This window comes from Streptomyces sp. NPDC026575 (assembly GCF_055567415.1).
In genome coordinates this window covers 160,606-174,605 of record NZ_JBVHQM010000019.1, presented here as the reverse complement: position 1 = coordinate 174,605, position 14,000 = coordinate 160,606, and the positions used below count along the sequence as shown (strand labels likewise).

14 protein-coding genes and 1 pseudogene are annotated in these 14,000 nt (G+C 69.4%); 9 read left to right on the top strand and 6 right to left on the bottom strand.

Annotated elements, in window-relative coordinates; translation table 11 throughout:
• The coding region (locus tag ACZ4NB_RS25895) for a cytochrome c oxidase subunit I (RefSeq protein WP_467665192.1) at nucleotides 1–764 on the bottom strand (764 nt) is incomplete at its 3' end.
• 127 nt (nucleotides 765–891) lie between these two features.
• Between ACZ4NB_RS25895 and ACZ4NB_RS25890 the strand changes: the two genes are divergently transcribed.
• The 4 genes from ACZ4NB_RS25890 to ACZ4NB_RS25875 all read left to right on the top strand — a co-directional run bounded on the left by ACZ4NB_RS25890 (nucleotide 892) and on the right by ACZ4NB_RS25875 (nucleotide 5,818).
• Nucleotides 892–1,431, top strand: a complete 540-nt coding sequence (locus tag ACZ4NB_RS25890) for an RNA polymerase sigma factor (RefSeq protein WP_467665190.1) — start codon at nucleotides 892–894, stop codon at nucleotides 1,429–1,431.
• Complete coding sequence (locus ACZ4NB_RS25885; protein ID WP_467665188.1) at nucleotides 1,424–2,476, top strand: CU044_5270 family protein; 1,053 nt, start codon at nucleotides 1,424–1,426, stop codon at nucleotides 2,474–2,476. The genes ACZ4NB_RS25890 and ACZ4NB_RS25885 overlap by 8 nt, the downstream gene beginning before the upstream one ends.
• A 542-nt stretch (nucleotides 2,477–3,018) precedes the next feature.
• Nucleotides 3,019–4,539, top strand: a complete 1,521-nt coding sequence (gene proP, locus ACZ4NB_RS25880; RefSeq protein WP_467665186.1) for a glycine betaine/L-proline transporter ProP — start codon at nucleotides 3,019–3,021, stop codon at nucleotides 4,537–4,539.
• Nucleotides 4,540–4,693: 154 nt separating this feature from the next.
• On the top strand, nucleotides 4,694–5,818 hold the full coding sequence (locus ACZ4NB_RS25875) for a DUF2330 domain-containing protein (protein WP_467665184.1): 1,125 nt from the start codon (nucleotides 4,694–4,696) through the stop codon (nucleotides 5,816–5,818).
• Between the two features lie 230 nt (nucleotides 5,819–6,048).
• On the opposite strand, the gene ACZ4NB_RS25870 is transcribed toward ACZ4NB_RS25875, so the two are convergent.
• Both ACZ4NB_RS25870 and ACZ4NB_RS25865 read right to left on the bottom strand, forming a co-directional pair.
• A complete protein-coding gene (locus tag ACZ4NB_RS25870) occupies nucleotides 6,049–6,285 on the bottom strand; it encodes a hypothetical protein (RefSeq protein WP_467665182.1) in 237 nt (78 codons plus the stop codon).
• A gap of 56 nt (nucleotides 6,286–6,341) precedes the next feature.
• A complete protein-coding gene (locus ACZ4NB_RS25865) occupies nucleotides 6,342–6,824 on the bottom strand; it encodes a glycine-rich domain-containing protein (protein WP_467665180.1) in 483 nt (160 codons plus the stop codon).
• 650 nt (nucleotides 6,825–7,474) lie between these two features.
• On the opposite strand from ACZ4NB_RS25865, the gene ACZ4NB_RS25860 reads away from it, so the two are divergent.
• Nucleotides 7,475–8,581 (top strand): helix-turn-helix domain-containing protein, encoded by a 1,107-nt coding sequence (locus ACZ4NB_RS25860; RefSeq protein WP_467665178.1) that lies wholly within the window; start codon nucleotides 7,475–7,477, stop codon nucleotides 8,579–8,581.
• Here ACZ4NB_RS25860 and ACZ4NB_RS25855 read toward each other — a convergent pair.
• Nucleotides 8,578–9,033, bottom strand: a complete 456-nt coding sequence (locus ACZ4NB_RS25855; RefSeq protein ID WP_467665176.1) for a phage terminase small subunit — start codon at nucleotides 9,031–9,033, stop codon at nucleotides 8,578–8,580. The two genes, ACZ4NB_RS25860 and ACZ4NB_RS25855, sit on opposite strands and share 4 nt — an antisense overlap.
• 174 nt (nucleotides 9,034–9,207) lie before the next feature.
• Between ACZ4NB_RS25855 and ACZ4NB_RS25850 the strand changes: the two genes are divergently transcribed.
• Together ACZ4NB_RS25850 and ACZ4NB_RS25845 are read left to right on the top strand one after the other, a co-directional pair.
• Entirely contained in the window at nucleotides 9,208–9,648 is a 441-nt protein-coding gene (locus tag ACZ4NB_RS25850; protein WP_467665174.1) for a phage tail protein, read from the top strand.
• Nucleotides 9,649–10,024: 376 nt separating this feature from the next.
• Nucleotides 10,025–10,228, top strand: coding sequence for a cold-shock protein (locus tag ACZ4NB_RS25845; RefSeq protein WP_467665172.1), 204 nt, complete (start codon nucleotides 10,025–10,027; stop codon nucleotides 10,226–10,228).
• Between the two features lie 39 nt (nucleotides 10,229–10,267).
• Here the strand turns inward: ACZ4NB_RS25845 and ACZ4NB_RS25840 are convergent.
• A pseudogene (locus ACZ4NB_RS25840) lies at nucleotides 10,268–10,699 on the bottom strand (recombinase family protein); the annotation flags it as partial.
• On the opposite strand from ACZ4NB_RS25840, the gene ACZ4NB_RS25835 reads away from it, so the two are divergent.
• A complete protein-coding gene (locus ACZ4NB_RS25835) occupies nucleotides 10,700–11,032 on the top strand; it encodes an antibiotic biosynthesis monooxygenase family protein (RefSeq protein ID WP_467665170.1) in 333 nt (110 codons plus the stop codon).
• Nucleotides 11,033–11,191: 159 nt separating this feature from the next.
• Nucleotides 11,192–11,728, top strand: a complete 537-nt coding sequence (locus ACZ4NB_RS25830) for a GNAT family N-acetyltransferase (protein ID WP_467665168.1) — start codon at nucleotides 11,192–11,194, stop codon at nucleotides 11,726–11,728.
• Between the two features lie 82 nt (nucleotides 11,729–11,810).
• Here ACZ4NB_RS25830 and ACZ4NB_RS25825 read toward each other — a convergent pair whose 3' ends face one another.
• Nucleotides 11,811–13,898, bottom strand: coding sequence for an MDR family MFS transporter (locus ACZ4NB_RS25825; RefSeq protein WP_467665166.1), 2,088 nt, complete (start codon nucleotides 13,896–13,898; stop codon nucleotides 11,811–11,813).
• Nucleotides 13,899–14,000: the final 102 nt, after the last annotated feature.

The following is a 14,000-nucleotide window of genomic DNA, read 5'->3' as shown; positions in this document are numbered from 1 at the left end:
GAAATGATGCCGAAGAACGGCAGCGCGATGATGTACACCTCGGGATGGCCGAAGAACCAGAAGAGGTGCTGCCAGAGCAGAGCGCCACCATTGGCAGCATCGAATACATGGGCACCGAATTTACGGTCCGCCTCCAGCGCGAACAACGCCGCCGCCAGCACCGGGAACGCCAGCAGGACCAGCACACCGGTCAGCAGCACGTTCCAGGTGAAGATCGGCATCCGGAACATCGTCATGCCAGGCGCCCGCATGCAGACGATCGTCGTGATGAAGTTGACCGAACCGAGGATCGTGCCGAAGCCGGAGAAGGCCAGACCCATGATCCACATATCGGCGCCTATTCCCGGGGAATGTACGGCGTCGGAGAGCGGCGCATAGGCGAACCAGCCGAAGTCCGCGGCCCCTTGCGGGGTCAGAAAGCCGCCGACGGCGATCAGCGAGCCGAAGAGATAGAGCCAGTACGCGAGCATGTTCAGCCGGGGAAAGGCGACATCGGGCGCGCCGATCTGCAGCGGCATGATCCAGTTCGCGAAGCCGGCGAACAGCGGGGTGGCGAACATCAGCAGCATGATCGTGCCATGCATGGTGAACGCCTGGTTGAACTGCTCGTTCGACAGGATCTGATGGCCGGGACGAGCCAGTTCGGCACGCATCACCAGAGCCATCAGCCCGCCGACGCAGAAGAACGCGAAGGCGGTGACCAGATAGAGCGTGCCGATCGTCTTGTGGTCGGTGGTCGTCAACCACTTCACGGGGAGCTTCATGCCCCGTAGGTGTCCGGAGCCGACGCGAACCTCACCGCCTACGGGCGCTCAGGGCCGTTTCAACGGGGTGGGAAGTTTCACCCGAGGCGGGTGTGAAGATCGGGGGCATGCCGGACACCAAGGGTTCATGAGCACGGACGACGCCTTCGCCGAGGCCTACCGCGCGTACTACTGGGCGGTCAGCCGCTTTGTGGCACGGCGGTTGGACGGGCAGGCACACGACGTCGAGGAAGTGGTCTCGGAGGTCTTCTCCATAGCCTGGAGACGCCGCTCCGAGCTGCCGGACAGTCCGCTGCCCTGGCTGTACGCGGTGGCCCGCAACTGCCTGGCCAACACGGTGCGTGGCCTGAGCCGCTACCGGCGGCTGCTGCACCGGCTCGGCAACCACGAGGCGGCGCACCAGCGGCAGACCGTGGACAGTCCGGACGCGGAGCGGCCCGGCTCCTGGGTGCACGAGGCGCTGGCCCGCCTCTCCCCCGGCGACCAGGAAGTGCTGCGGCTGACGGCCTGGGAGGAACTGAGCATCGAGGAGCTGGCGGTGACCCTCGGCTGCGGTCAGAGCGCGGCGGCCATGCGACTGCACCGGGCACGCCGCCGCCTGCGTGCCGAGATCGACCGTACGCGGACGACCGTGTCCGCACGAGCAGGAGGCGACGGCAATGAGTGACGAACTGGGCCTGCTGCGCGCGGCCGATCCGGTACGGGCCGACGAAGGCCCCTGGCGGGACCGCCCGCTGCACGCCCGCGCCGAACGCGACCTCAACCGTCTGCTGCACAGCAGGCGCACCAGGCGGGCCGGGCGCCGCCTGGTGCTGCGCGCCGAGGCCGCGGTGCTCGCCCTCTTCGCCGTCCTGGCCTTCACCTTCTCCGACGCCGGCAGCAGTCCCGCGGCCGCCGCGCCCGCGGCGCTCGTGCCGCACTCCGACGCCGCACCCGTCTCACTGGACGCACTCGCCCGCAGGGCCGAGGCCAGGGCCCGGACGGCCGGCGCCGCGGACGGTCCGCACCGGGGCAGCCATCTGCAGACCTGGTACATGAGCATGGAGTCCGGCCCGGATGCCGCGCCCCCCGTCACCGTTCCCGAGGAGCGCATCACCCGTTGGAACGCCGACGGCAGCGGCTCGGAACTGATCGTGGCCACCGACCCGCGGCACCCCGGCCGCCCGGTGATCCACGACGACGACGGCCACTGGCGGACCGTCAGCGACGGCAAGGTCCTGCACCGCAAGACCTATCCGGCGGGCTCGGCCGCGCAGCACAGCGGGCCGGCCGCCCGTACGAGGCCGCCGACGGACCCCGAGGCGCTGCGCGAACACCTGGCGTCGCTCTACGGCGGAGCTGGGGGCCCCTCCCGGGCGAGCGGAGCCGAGCGTGGGGGAGGCGCCGCCACCACGCCCCAACTCCTGCTGGCGCTCGACTCGTTCCGCCAGGAGTGGACACCGGGGCCGCGGGAGACCGCCGCCATCGTCCGGATGCTGGCCGACGCGGGCGGACTGCGTCCGGCGGGCGCGGTCACCGACCGGCTCGGCCGGCACGGGCAGGCGTATGTCTACGACGGTCCCGACGGCGCCTCGAACGCGACCCGCCAGATGGTGATCCTCGACCCCCGCAGCGGCGGGCTGCTGGGCCTGGAGGTCACCTTCACCAAGGACGTCCCCGACTTCAGGATCACCTCGGGGGAGGTCATGTCGTACGTCGCCTGGATGCCGTGACGGGCCACGGCGGGGACGCCGTGGACGACCGCGGACGACCGCGGACGGGACACCGAAAGGCCGGGCGCCGCAAGCGCCGATGCCGTCCCCGAGTGGCGCGAGGGGTTGGCATGGCTGATCCTTGAGGGAACGCGACGATCCACATCGGCGCGGCGGTACCTGGTACCGCCGCGCCGTTTTGCACGGTCCGTTGTGCACGGTCCGATTTGCACGGTCCGGCCGTCCCGCGTACGCCGCCCCGGCGCCCCCTGTATCGCCGCACCGCCGCCCGCGTGAGCCAGGTCACCACGCGGCAATGGTTGCAGCCGATCACCGCGAGATGGATCACAGACTTACGTCCCGCGAATTGCGCTGCGAAAGGGAGTTTCCCCTGCAAGGAGCGGGTATACGGGCGACTGTGCGGTCATCCGCACACTGTCCGTAATGAACATGTCTGCCCCTATGGTCGAACTTTGCCCGTCGCTCCATGGCGGGCGCTGTCCCGCCGTTCCACGGCGGGCGATGTCATGTAGTCGTCCAAGAGAGCGCAGGCGAGCGAACACGTGCCGACGCAGTCCCCCGTCGCACCCGACCCCCGCAACCCCTTCGGCAGTCACTCCGACGCCGCATCCGATCCGCAGCCGGAGAGGAGAGCGGATCTGCACAAGCAGGTCCCGGGCGAGCCGGGCGAGGTGACCGTCGTCGATCCCGCGATGGTCAAGCGTGCGGTCTCGGCGGCAGCGCTCGGCAACGCGATGGAGTGGTTCGACTTCGGCGTCTACAGCTACATCGCCGTCACTCTGGGCCATGTCTTCTTCCCCTCCGGGAATCCGACCGCGCAGCTGCTGTCGACGTTCGGCGCCTTCGCGGCGGCCTTCCTTGTGCGCCCCATCGGCGGCATGGTCTTCGGGCCGCTCGGCGACCGGATCGGCCGGCAGAAGGTCCTCGCCATCACCATGATCATGATGGCGGTGGGCACCTTCGCCATCGGCCTGATCCCGTCGTACGCCTCCATCGGGGTGGGCGCGCCCATCCTGCTCCTCGTCGCCCGCCTGGTACAGGGCTTCTCCACCGGCGGTGAATACGGGGGCGCCTCCACCTTCATCGCCGAGTACGCGCCCGACAAGAAGCGCGGATTCCTCGGCAGCTGGCTGGAGTTCGGCACGCTGGCCGGTTACGTCGGCGGTGCCGGCCTGGTCACCCTGATGACCGCCCTGCTGTCCACCGAGGACCTGCACTCCTGGGGCTGGCGCATCCCGTTCCTGATCGCCGGTCCGATGGGCATCATCGGCCTCTATCTGCGGATGCGGCTCGAAGAGACCCCGGCCTTCGCCCAGTTGGAGAAGGAGGCGCGGACGAAGGAGAAGGCGCGCCGCGACGCCGAGAAGCGGATCGGCATCCGCGAGATGATCTTCGGTCAGTGGCGGGCGATGCTGCTGTGCATCGGGCTGGTCCTGGTCTTCAACGTCACCGACTACATGCTGCTGTCGTACATGCCGAGCTATCTGACCTCGGAGCTGAAGTACGACGAGACGCACGGGCTGCTGGTCGTGCTGGCGGTGATGGTGCTGATGATGGGCGTCCAGCCGTTCGCCGGCCGGCTCTCCGACCGCTTCGGCCGCCGCCCGGTCATCGCCGCGGGCTGCCTGGGCTTCCTGGTGCTGTCCGTACCGGCCCTGCTGCTGATCCGCCAGGGGTCGCTGCTCGCCATCGCGCTGGGCATGGGGGCGCTCGGACTGCTGCTGGTCGCCTTCACCTCGACGATGCCGGCCACCCTGCCCGCGCTGTTCCCGACCAAGGTGCGCTACGGCTCGCTGTCGATCGGCTTCAACGTCTCCGTGTCGCTCTTCGGCGGTACGACGCCGCTGGTGGTGACCGCCCTGATCGGCGCGACCGGCAACAAGATGATGCCCGCCTACTACATGATGGCGGCGGCCGTGATCGGCGGCATCGCCGTGCTGCTGATGTCGGAGAGCGCCCGCAAGCCGCTGCCGGGCTCCCCGCCGGCCGTCGAGACCGAGGCGGAGGCCCTGGCCGTGCGCGCGGCGGCCCGCCGGCCGGCCACGGCGGGCTCGGCGACCTGACCACCTGACGGGACCTGCCCTGACCCGCCGCCCTACCGGGAACCCGGACGGGCGAACCCGCCGCCCCCGACAAGAGGAACCGCCCGTACCGTCCTCGCCGTCTGTGTCGCTGCCGCCGATCGAGTGATCGGCATGCGGCGAACGGGGGACGACGATGGGCGTGGTTACGGGCGCGGCCGCCATGGCGCGGGCCGGTAGGCGGCGGGTGTTGCTGGTGGTGCTGGTGCTGCTGGCCGTACAGCTGGTGTCGCTGGCCAGGCCCGCGTACGCCTGCGGGTGCGGTGCCATGGTGCACGATCCGAAGACCACCATGGCGGTGAACCGGGAGACCTCGGCGGTGCGCTGGGACGGCCGGACCGAACAGATCGTGATGAGCCTGACGGTGGACGGCAGTGCGCCGGACGCCGCGTGGATCATGCCGGTACCGCACCGGGCCACGGTCGAGCTGGGCGACCCGGACCTGTTCGACCAGCTCTCCACGCTGACCGAGCCGGCCGTCGAACGGCGCCACTACTTCTGGCCGCGCAGCGGCGACTGGCCGTTCCAGTACGCGGACGGCGCCAGTGCCATGCCACCGGGTGCGCGCGGCCCGGGAGTCGGGGTGGTCGGCCGCGAACGCCTGGGCCCCTTCGACGTCGCCCGGCTGACCGCCACCGACCCCGGCGCACTGCGCAACTGGCTCACATCCCAGGGGTTCCGCCTCCCTTCGTCCCTGGCGACCGAACTCCGCCCGTACGTGGCACAGCGCTGGGAGTACGTGGCGATCCGCCTGGCCCCCGCGGAACGGCAGCGCCCGCTGACCGGCACCCTCGATCCGCTGCACCTGTCCTTCACCAGCGACCGTCTCGTCTACCCCATGCGGCTCTCCCGTCTCGCCAAGACACCGCAGTCACTGGGTCTTTACGTCCTTGCACCGCACCGTATGGAGCCGCGCAGCGCGATCGGCGGAGCGCGGCCCGAGGTCTTCTACGCGGGCCGGATCAAGCCCCAGGGCGCGGTGCGCGACCTCAGTGGCAGCGGCGGCACCTTTCTGACCGCCATCGACCAGAACTTCCCGCAACCGCAACACATCACCGGCGACCACGAACTCCGCCGCGCCGACCACGACACCCCGTTCCAACGGGTCAGGTACACCGACGCACTGCTGAGGGCGGGCGGCATCCCGGCCTGGATCCTGACGCTCTCCGGCGCGCTGTTGCTGCTGGCGGCGACGGTGGGCGCGGCAGCGGCGACCGCACTCCGCGCACGCCGACGCGTCCCCACACCGCCAACGGGCTGACGGGGCGGGGCGGAAACCCGACGCAGCCCCGGCGGAACCCGCGGATCCCGGCGAGTCCCCCGCCCTGGCCCGCGGCCCTTTCGCGCCATGGGGCACGATGGTCGTCATGAGCATCGTGAAGATCAATGAGTCTGTCAAAGTACGCACATAGGCATATGGAGACCGCCCGCACGCTACGGGCAGCACACGGGCGGTCCGGCTCGGGTTGTCAGCCCTTGCTCAACCCTCGGTCAGTCCTCGTCGGGCGGGATGATGAAGCCCCGCGCAGGACCGGTCTGCGGCTTCCCCGGTGGCTCCGGGTTGGCCTCCCTGAACTTCGCCACGAAGGCGACCAGGACGTGGGCGGTAATGTCCGTGCGGGTCGCGGGATCGGCACCGTCGTACACGCGCCACTCACCCGCCGCATCCTCCGGATCTGCCGGGGCAACAACTCCGGGGATTCCCAGCCGCCGGAGCGTGGCGTCCACCTGCCGGGCTTCTTCCGCGTTCATCTCCTCACCCTTCCGCTCTGCGCCCAGGGAGCCTAGTCAGCATCACCGCCATGCGTGGCGCAGTTACCGGGGTTGATCGGTCCGCAACCTCCAGGCTTCGGCGTGTGCGAGCAGTTGGCCGCCACGGCCACCAGGGCTTCGGTCGGGCCGGTCCACAGTGCGCGGTCCACCTGGTGCCCGGCTTCCTCGATCAGGGCCACGGTTCGTGTGAGCGCCTGCGGGTCATGGCGCTGGGCGTCGGGCCGCTCCGGATAGTGGTGCACGAAGCGCCCCAGCCCCTCGCACAGATTGGCGTACGGCCCGGTGTGCAGGATCAGGGCGTGCCAGCCCTCGTCCACCACATTCGACGGCGTGATCTTCACGGTGGGGAACGTGGCCGCCGTGTGGACGAACTTCAGCGCTTCCGTGCTGATCCGGGCGGCCGTAGCCTCGTCCATGCCCGGGTTGTTGTCGAGAACCGTCGCGACGACACCCCCGAACGCGGCAGGGGTGAGTAACTCGCGTACATCTTGCATGTGCGTACCTCCTTGTTGTGGTTCGTCGATAGCCCGTCCCGGCTGCTGACCTGCCAGGGTTTCCCGCAGCTGGGGCGGGCGTTGGGTGCTCCGGCTGTCCTGGGACCGAAGCGGTTGCCCTCACCGCCCAGACGGCACCCCAGTGAAGGGGCGGACCGGGGCTTCAGCCTGAGCCCGTCAGCTCAGACCGGGCACGTCTGCCCGTGCTCGAAGGCTTGCCGGTCGGGGGGCTTCCGGCCGTCTGCCACTGGGCAGCAAGCCGGCGTATTCGGGCCGGATGGACTGGCTCGGCGAGCTTCACGACGCCTCGCCGTGCCCCCGGCGGTGATTCCTGATCTCCCGCGCCGCAGCGCAGGCGGAAGCCCAGTCGTTCCGCCTCCGGGCCTGGTTTCGTTGGAAGTCCAGGGCGGCGCACACCTTGCATCCGGGCGCCGGAGTGCCATCCAACAGCCAGGCATCTAACGGGAGTTCTACTGGCGGTTGGCTGTACCGAATCGGGTTGTTCATGCCTTCTCGCCGTCCCCTCGCGTGTCGGTGCACGCAGCGTCCCGCCACCCAATGGCACGCCGTAGGGGCATTCCCCGGGGCAAGTGAGCCACCAGCGGGAAAAGTTGATCCACTGGTGTCAGCCGTAGGGGCAAGATGGACTCATGGCCATCGGGGAACTGATCACGGACCTCCGGAAAGCGCGCGGCTGGTCGCAGGGACGGCTGGCGTCAGCGATCAACGATGCCTTCGGCACGAACCTGGACCGGGAGTACATCAGCCGCTGGGAGCGTTCCAAGGTGACGCCGGGGCCGTTCTACCTCCGGTGCCTCTCTGCCGTCCTCGACGTGCCCCTAGCCGTGCTGGAGGGTGAAGTGAAGCGACGTAAGTTCTTGTCCGACGTGGCAGCAACCGCCATAGCGCCTCTCGTGGCCTCGGACCTGCTGGCCGCAGGATTCAGCGCCCGACTCACCGGCGGGCCTTCCGGGGACGACTGGGAAGGCAAGTTGGCCACGTACGGAACCGAGTACATGAGTCTCGGTGCCGCTGACATTCAGCGGCGGGTCTCCGGTGAACTGGTCGTCGTCCAGCAACAACTGGACAACCCGCATCTTTGGTCCGTCGCCTCCCGCCTCATGACCCTGTACGCCAAGACGTTTCCCGGCTCCGACGGCTCCAAGGCCGTGAATTGGTACCGCATGGCCGCCAAGGCCGCCGACCAGTCCGGGGACGATCAGGCCCGGGTGTGGGTCCGGGGGCGGGCTGCCATCGCGCTCGGGTACGAGGGAGCGTCCCTCGGCGTCGCCGACGTACTCGCCGATCAGGCCATGGCCATCAGCGACAAACCGTCGCTGGGACTCCTCAACGCCATCATGGGCAAGGCCCATGCGGCGGCGATCCGTGGCGACGATGCAACGGCGCGGAGGCTGATGAACCAGGGACGCCGCGTCTTCGACAAGGCCGCATCGCATGAACAGACTTCGGACTACGCCGTGCCGTGGTGGCGCATGAACGTCTTCGTCTCGCTGCTGGCTGCGAGGCTCGGAGACGAGGGCACAGCGGTAGCGGCGCAGGATGCGGCCCGGCGGGAGCTGCCCGCCACACTTCCCCGGTTCGCAACGCACCTTGAGATGCATCAGGGGCTCATGCTCGCCCGGTCAGGAGACAAAGCCGGGGGCACCGCGTACGCAAAGGGAGCGCTGGACGCTTTGCCGCCTGAGAAGCATTCGCTGACGTTGCGGCTCCTTATGGCGGAGGTTGAGGCGACCTAAGCGAGCGGACGTACGTCCGAGCACGCGACGCTGCGCGCCGCCTTCCGGTACGCATCCATGAGAGTCACGCGGGCCGCCTCCGCCGGGTCCTCCCCGGCGTCGTCCCTCTCCAGCTCCACGCGGGCCCGACGCCGGGCGCCCTCCGTGGTGAGTAGGTCAGTCATGGCCGACATGACCGACTGAAAAAGTTGGGCACTGAACTTGCCCTGCCCCAGGTTCCGGCTCATGGCCTCCGCGACGTAGACCGCCGTGAGCCAATCCGACTGCTCGTAGAACTGGGCCTGGCCGGAGTCCTTCAGGGACTGGAACCACCGCTTCGCGATGGGGTGCCAGTGGCCGGATGCCCGGGGAATGGTCGGGGCCTTCCCGGCCTCCGCCTTCACCAGGGCCGGGCCGTCCGGCTCGTTGCGCCTCCGGCGCTGATCTGAACGCTTCGGGACAGGGCCCGGCATGGTGTCACCTCCAACAGCGGAGACAGGCAAGGGGGCGGAGTATGCGGGGCGTGGACGTTGCCCCCTTCGGGCGGTGTTGGTTTGTGGTGCGTGTGCCTGCCCGTCCTCGGGGTATTGCTCGGCTGCCCAACAGGTCCGCCAAGGGGCCGCACTAGCCAACAGGGAGTTAGGCCAATGGCCATCGGTGACTCATACTCCGCTAACCGCTTCTCCATCGAACTGGGTTCGTACCAGGTCGAAACGCTCCAGAGCGTCAGCGGCCTCGACATCGCTATCACGGAGATCGAGCAGGTCGCCGCTACCGGCGCAACCGTCACCCAAAAGCAGCCCGCCGGGCAGCAAGCCGCTGACGTCACCGTCACACGCGGCTTGGACAAGAGCACCGCGTTCACGGACTGGATCAACAAGACCATCCAGGAATCCCGCCCCGACGAGGCCCGCCAGAACGTCACCATCGTCATGCACGGCCCCAACAGCAAGCCCATCCGCCGCTGGCACCTGGCCAACGCATGGGCCTCCAGCTGGCAGCAAGCCGACCTCGACGCCACCAACGCCAGCCCGGCGACCGAGACCGTCACGCTCACCAGCGAAGAAATCACCATCGAGTCCTTGTAACACCAGCGGCACAGGCGGTCTGGAACCGCCTCTACCGCCATGTTCGGCACAGACGACCGACAGGGCCCAGTAGGGCGGGGTGCGCGCCTGCACTCCGCCCTTAACGACCTTGGAACCCGTACAGAATCCGAGCCGCTATCACGCTTCGGTCTTCCGGCCCGGCCGATGGGGGGCACCCCCAGGTCAATGCGCCGTCATCGCGGGGCGGGCGGACTCGAACCGCCCCTACCGCCGTGTTCAGCACCGACGTCCAGCCGGGCCTACTAGGGCGGGGGCGCGTCTGCGATGGAGTCCACAGGCCCACCCGTTCGGGTGGCACATGACTGCCTATGAAGAGGTGGGGGAACGGTAGCGGTAAACGAAAGGTGGTGCCGCGATGGCGCAGGGAACCGTGAAGTCATTCAATGCTGAAAAGGGCTTCGGCTGGATCACACCGGACGGTGGCGGCGATGATGTCTTCGTTCACTACTCCGAAATCCAGGGGAGAGGATTCAGGACGCTGGAGGATAATCAGCGGGTGGAATTCGAGATCGGGCAGGGGACCAAGGGGCCGCAGGCCACGGGTGTTTCCGTGATCTGAATTCTCCAATTGGGCGGGCCGCCAGCATGTCAGGGCGGCGATCAGGCCGAAGATGGCGACGCCCACGGGAGTGGAGGTGTCCAGGAACGGTTCCTCGACGGAGACCAGGAGGACGCCGTGCCTCTGTAGCTCCTCTTCGATCTTCATGGCTTCGAAGGCGCCTTGGCGCGTGAGTCGGGAGAGGGCGAACACCACGACGGCGTCCACGTGCCCCGCCCGGACGGCCGTCATCATCTCTTCGAACTCCGGGCGCTGCACATTCGGGTCCCAGCCGGAGCGGCCCACGTCCGCGAAGCTCCCCGCCAGATCCCAGCCCTTCGCCGTGATCAGTGCCTCGCACTTCTCACGCTGGGCCTCCGGACTGGCCTGGGAATCGTCCTCACGACGCTTTGACTGTCTGATGTAGGAAACTGCACGCACTTGGTCGAGATTACGACGCCAGTCCGGCGTCCGGTTTGCGAGAGGTGTCATGTGCCTAGTGTGGTAAAGATCAACGTTCTGACCGTCCCCACCGAGCAGCGTGAGGTCCTGGAGAAGCGCTTCGCGTCGCGCGCGGGCACGGTGGACTCCTCGGACGGCTTCGAGTGGTTCGAACTGCTGCGTCCCGTGGAGGGCACCGACCAGTACCTCGTCTACACCCGGTGGCGGGACGAGGAGTCCTTCCAGGCATGGATGGAGGGGCCGATGAAGGCCGCGCACCAGGGCGGCGGCTCCGAGGGCGGTGAGCGGCCCAAGCCGGCCGCGTCCGGTTCCACCCTCTGGTCCTTCGAGGTGGTGCAGCAGGCCGGCCCGAGGCAGGGCTGAGCGCAGGCGACAGCCCCGCGGAAGGGCCGAGCAGCCGCTACGGCCCAGAGGCAGGGTGAGGACCGGCTGCAGCCCCGAGGCAGGGCTGAGGACCGGATGCGGCCCGGTGTCCCGCAAATCCGTTGCGTGCCGGGCCGCACCGGCCGCGACAATGGCGCCATGAGTGACGCCGCCGCCCTCCGTCTCCCCTTGGCCGTCGCCGCGGAGCCGGTCGACTCGCCGGCCGCCGCGGCGCTGCTGCGCGAGTACTACACCGAGGTGGCGGACCGTTATTTCGAGTTGCACGAGGGCCGCCGGTCGACGCCGGAGGAGATAGCGGAGGGGCTGGCGGAGTACCCCAGCGCCGATCTGATGCCGCCGCACGGCGTGCTGCTGGTGGCCCGCCGCGGCGGGGCGGTGGTGGGCTGCGCCGGTGTGCGGCTGCTGGACGCGCGCACGGCGGAGCTCAAGCAGATGTACGTACGGCCCGCGTCGCGCGGCCTGGGCGGCGCGGGCGGGCTGCTCACGGCCGCCGAGACGGCCGCGGCGCGGCTGGGCGCGGAGCGGATCCGGCTGGACACCCGGCTGGATCTGGTCGAGGCCATCGCGCTCTACCGGAGGCACGGCTTCACCGAGATCCCGCCGTACCACCACGACGACGTCTACGCGGAGATCTTCTTCGAGAAGCGGCTGGACGGGGACCCGGCGGCGAACTAGGAGGTCAGGGGGTATCTCCCCGAACCTCCGTGGGCTCGCGACGCCAAGGACACCCCCAGGCGTCGCCCGCCGCCGGACCGGCCTATTTCGCGAGGTCCGGTGGTCGCGGTGGCCGCGGTGCGCGCGGTGGCGTACGCGGCACCGGCTCGCGGGCATCGCCGTCGCGCGGCTCCTCCGCGTCCGAGCCGCACAGCTCCGCCGTCAGCTCCTGGACGAGTTCGGTGAGGTCGGTCGGCCGGTCCCTGGTCCACCAGTCGCCGAGCATCTGCGCGAGCGACTCCTGACGGGCCGCCGAGAGCCGGTCGGCGACGTCCCGTCCGCTGTCGGTGAGCAGCATCAACAGCCCTTCGCGCGTGGCGAGTCCGCGCCCCTCGACCTGGCGGACGCTCTCGGAGATCACTCCGAGCGGTACGGTGCTGCGTTCGGCGAGCAGCCCCGGTTCCACCGAGCCGTAGCGGTGGATGCGCAGGAGCAGCCAGCTGGCGGCCGGTTTGAGGTCCAGGCCGGCGCGTGCGGTGATCTTCTCGTAGATGTCCTTGCGGCCCTCCATGCTGCCGAGTTTGGACAGTGCGCGGGCGCACTCGTCGCGAGAGGACCGCTCGACGGGGTTGGAGGAGAGCACCTCACTGGTGTCGGGGGCGGTCACGCTGCTGCGCAGCGGCTCCTCCCGGAGGAACCAGGCCAGGGCGAACGCCACCAGGACGACCGGGACCGCGTAGAGGAAGACGTCGGTGATCGAGACGGAGTAGGCGTTCAGGACACCGGCCGCCTGGTCGGCCGGCAACCGGGCGACGGTCCGCGGGTCCTCGGCGACGGTCGACGGGTCCATGCCGGGCGGCAGTTGCTGCCCGGCGAGGGCGTCGGCGATCCGCGGCCCCAGGTTGTTGGCGAAGATCGTGCCGAAAATGGAGACTCCGAACGCGGCGCCGATGGAGCGGAAGAACGTGGCGCCGGAGGTGGCGACGCCCAGGTCCTGGTAGGGGACGGCGTTCTGCACGATGAGCACCAGCACCTGCATGACCAGGCCGAGCCCGAAGCCGAAGACGAAGAAGCAGGCGCTCATCGCGGCGTTGCTGCTGGCCGGGTCGAGCTGGTGCAGAAGCAGCAGGCCGATCGCCACGACGCCGGTGCCGGCGATCGGGAAGACCTTGTAGTGGCCGGTGCGGCTGACGATCTGCCCGGAGCCGGTGGAGGCCAGCAGCATGCCGAACACCATCGGCAGCATGTGCACACCGGACATGGTCGGTGAGACACCGTGTACGACCTGCAGGAACGTCGGCAGGTACGTCATCGATCCGAACATCGCGAAGCCGATGACGAAGCCGATGACGGCGGTGAGCGTGAAGGTGCGGAGCCGGAACAGGCGCAGCGGAATGACGGGTTCGGCGGCCCGGCGCTCGACGAGGACGAACGCCCCCAGGAGGACGACGCCGAGGGCGCCGAAGCCGATGATCTGCCAGGAGCCCCAGGGGTAGGTGACGCCGCCGAGCGAGGTCATCAGGACGAAGCAGGCGGCGACCGCGGCGATCAGGGCGGTGCCCAGGTAGTCGATCCGGTGCGGGGTGCGGTGGCGCGGGATGTGCAGCACGGCGGCGATCACGGCGAGCGCGATGATGCCGACGGGGACGTTGATGTAGAACACCCAGCGCCAGCTGAGATGGTCCACGAACAGGCCGCCGAGCAGCGGCCCGAGGACGCTGGTACCGCCGAAGACCGCACCGAACAGACCCTGGTACTTGCCGCGTTCGCGGGGCGGCACGATGTCCCCGACGATCGCCATCGACAGCACGATCAGACCGCCGCCGCCCAGCCCCTGGACGGCGCGGAAGGCGATCAGCTCGCCCATGTTCTGGGCGACACCGCAGAGCACCGAGCCGATCAGGAAGATCCCGATGGCGGTCTGGAACAGCTTCTTGCGGCCGTACTGGTCACCGAGCTTGCCCCACAGGGGCGTGGCGGCCGTCGCGGCCAGCAGGTAGGCGGTGACCACCCAGGAGAGGTGGTTCAGGCCGCCGAGGTCGCTGACGATCGTGGGCAGCGCGGTGGCGACGATGGTCTGGTCGAGCGCCGCGATGAGCATGCCGAGCAGCAGCGCGCCGATCGCGACGAGGATCGTGCGCCGGGACCGGCCCTCGCCGGGGACGGCAGGAGCGCTGGTGTCCTGCGCCATGGGGCGTCTCCTCCTGTTCCGGGGTGTTCCAGTGCGGCACCGGGCAGTGCGGGGCGCGGTGCCGGGCGGCCGTGGCAGCCGTTGCCGGCCACCCGCGCGCGT

What these genes read in the sequence shown, in the direction of transcription:
- ACZ4NB_RS25890 (WP_467665190.1), top strand. Translation starts at nt 892, where the DNA reads ATGAGCACGGACGACGCCTTCGCCGAGGCCTACCGCGCGTACTACTGG.
- ACZ4NB_RS25885 (WP_467665188.1), top strand. Translation starts at nt 1,424, where the DNA reads ATGAGTGACGAACTGGGCCTGCTGCGCGCGGCCGATCCGGTACGGGCC.
- ACZ4NB_RS25875 (WP_467665184.1), top strand. Translation starts at nt 4,694, where the DNA reads ATGGGCGTGGTTACGGGCGCGGCCGCCATGGCGCGGGCCGGTAGGCGG.
- ACZ4NB_RS25865 (WP_467665180.1), bottom strand. Translation starts at nt 6,824, where the DNA reads ATGCAAGATGTACGCGAGTTACTCACCCCTGCCGCGTTCGGGGGTGTC.
- ACZ4NB_RS25860 (WP_467665178.1), top strand. Translation starts at nt 7,475, where the DNA reads ATGGCCATCGGGGAACTGATCACGGACCTCCGGAAAGCGCGCGGCTGG.
- ACZ4NB_RS25855 (WP_467665176.1), bottom strand. Translation starts at nt 9,033, where the DNA reads ATGCCGGGCCCTGTCCCGAAGCGTTCAGATCAGCGCCGGAGGCGCAAC.
- ACZ4NB_RS25850 (WP_467665174.1), top strand. Translation starts at nt 9,208, where the DNA reads ATGGCCATCGGTGACTCATACTCCGCTAACCGCTTCTCCATCGAACTG.
- ACZ4NB_RS25845 (WP_467665172.1), top strand. Translation starts at nt 10,025, where the DNA reads ATGGCGCAGGGAACCGTGAAGTCATTCAATGCTGAAAAGGGCTTCGGC.
- ACZ4NB_RS25830 (WP_467665168.1), top strand. Translation starts at nt 11,192, where the DNA reads ATGAGTGACGCCGCCGCCCTCCGTCTCCCCTTGGCCGTCGCCGCGGAG.
- ACZ4NB_RS25825 (WP_467665166.1), bottom strand. Translation starts at nt 13,898, where the DNA reads ATGGCGCAGGACACCAGCGCTCCTGCCGTCCCCGGCGAGGGCCGGTCC.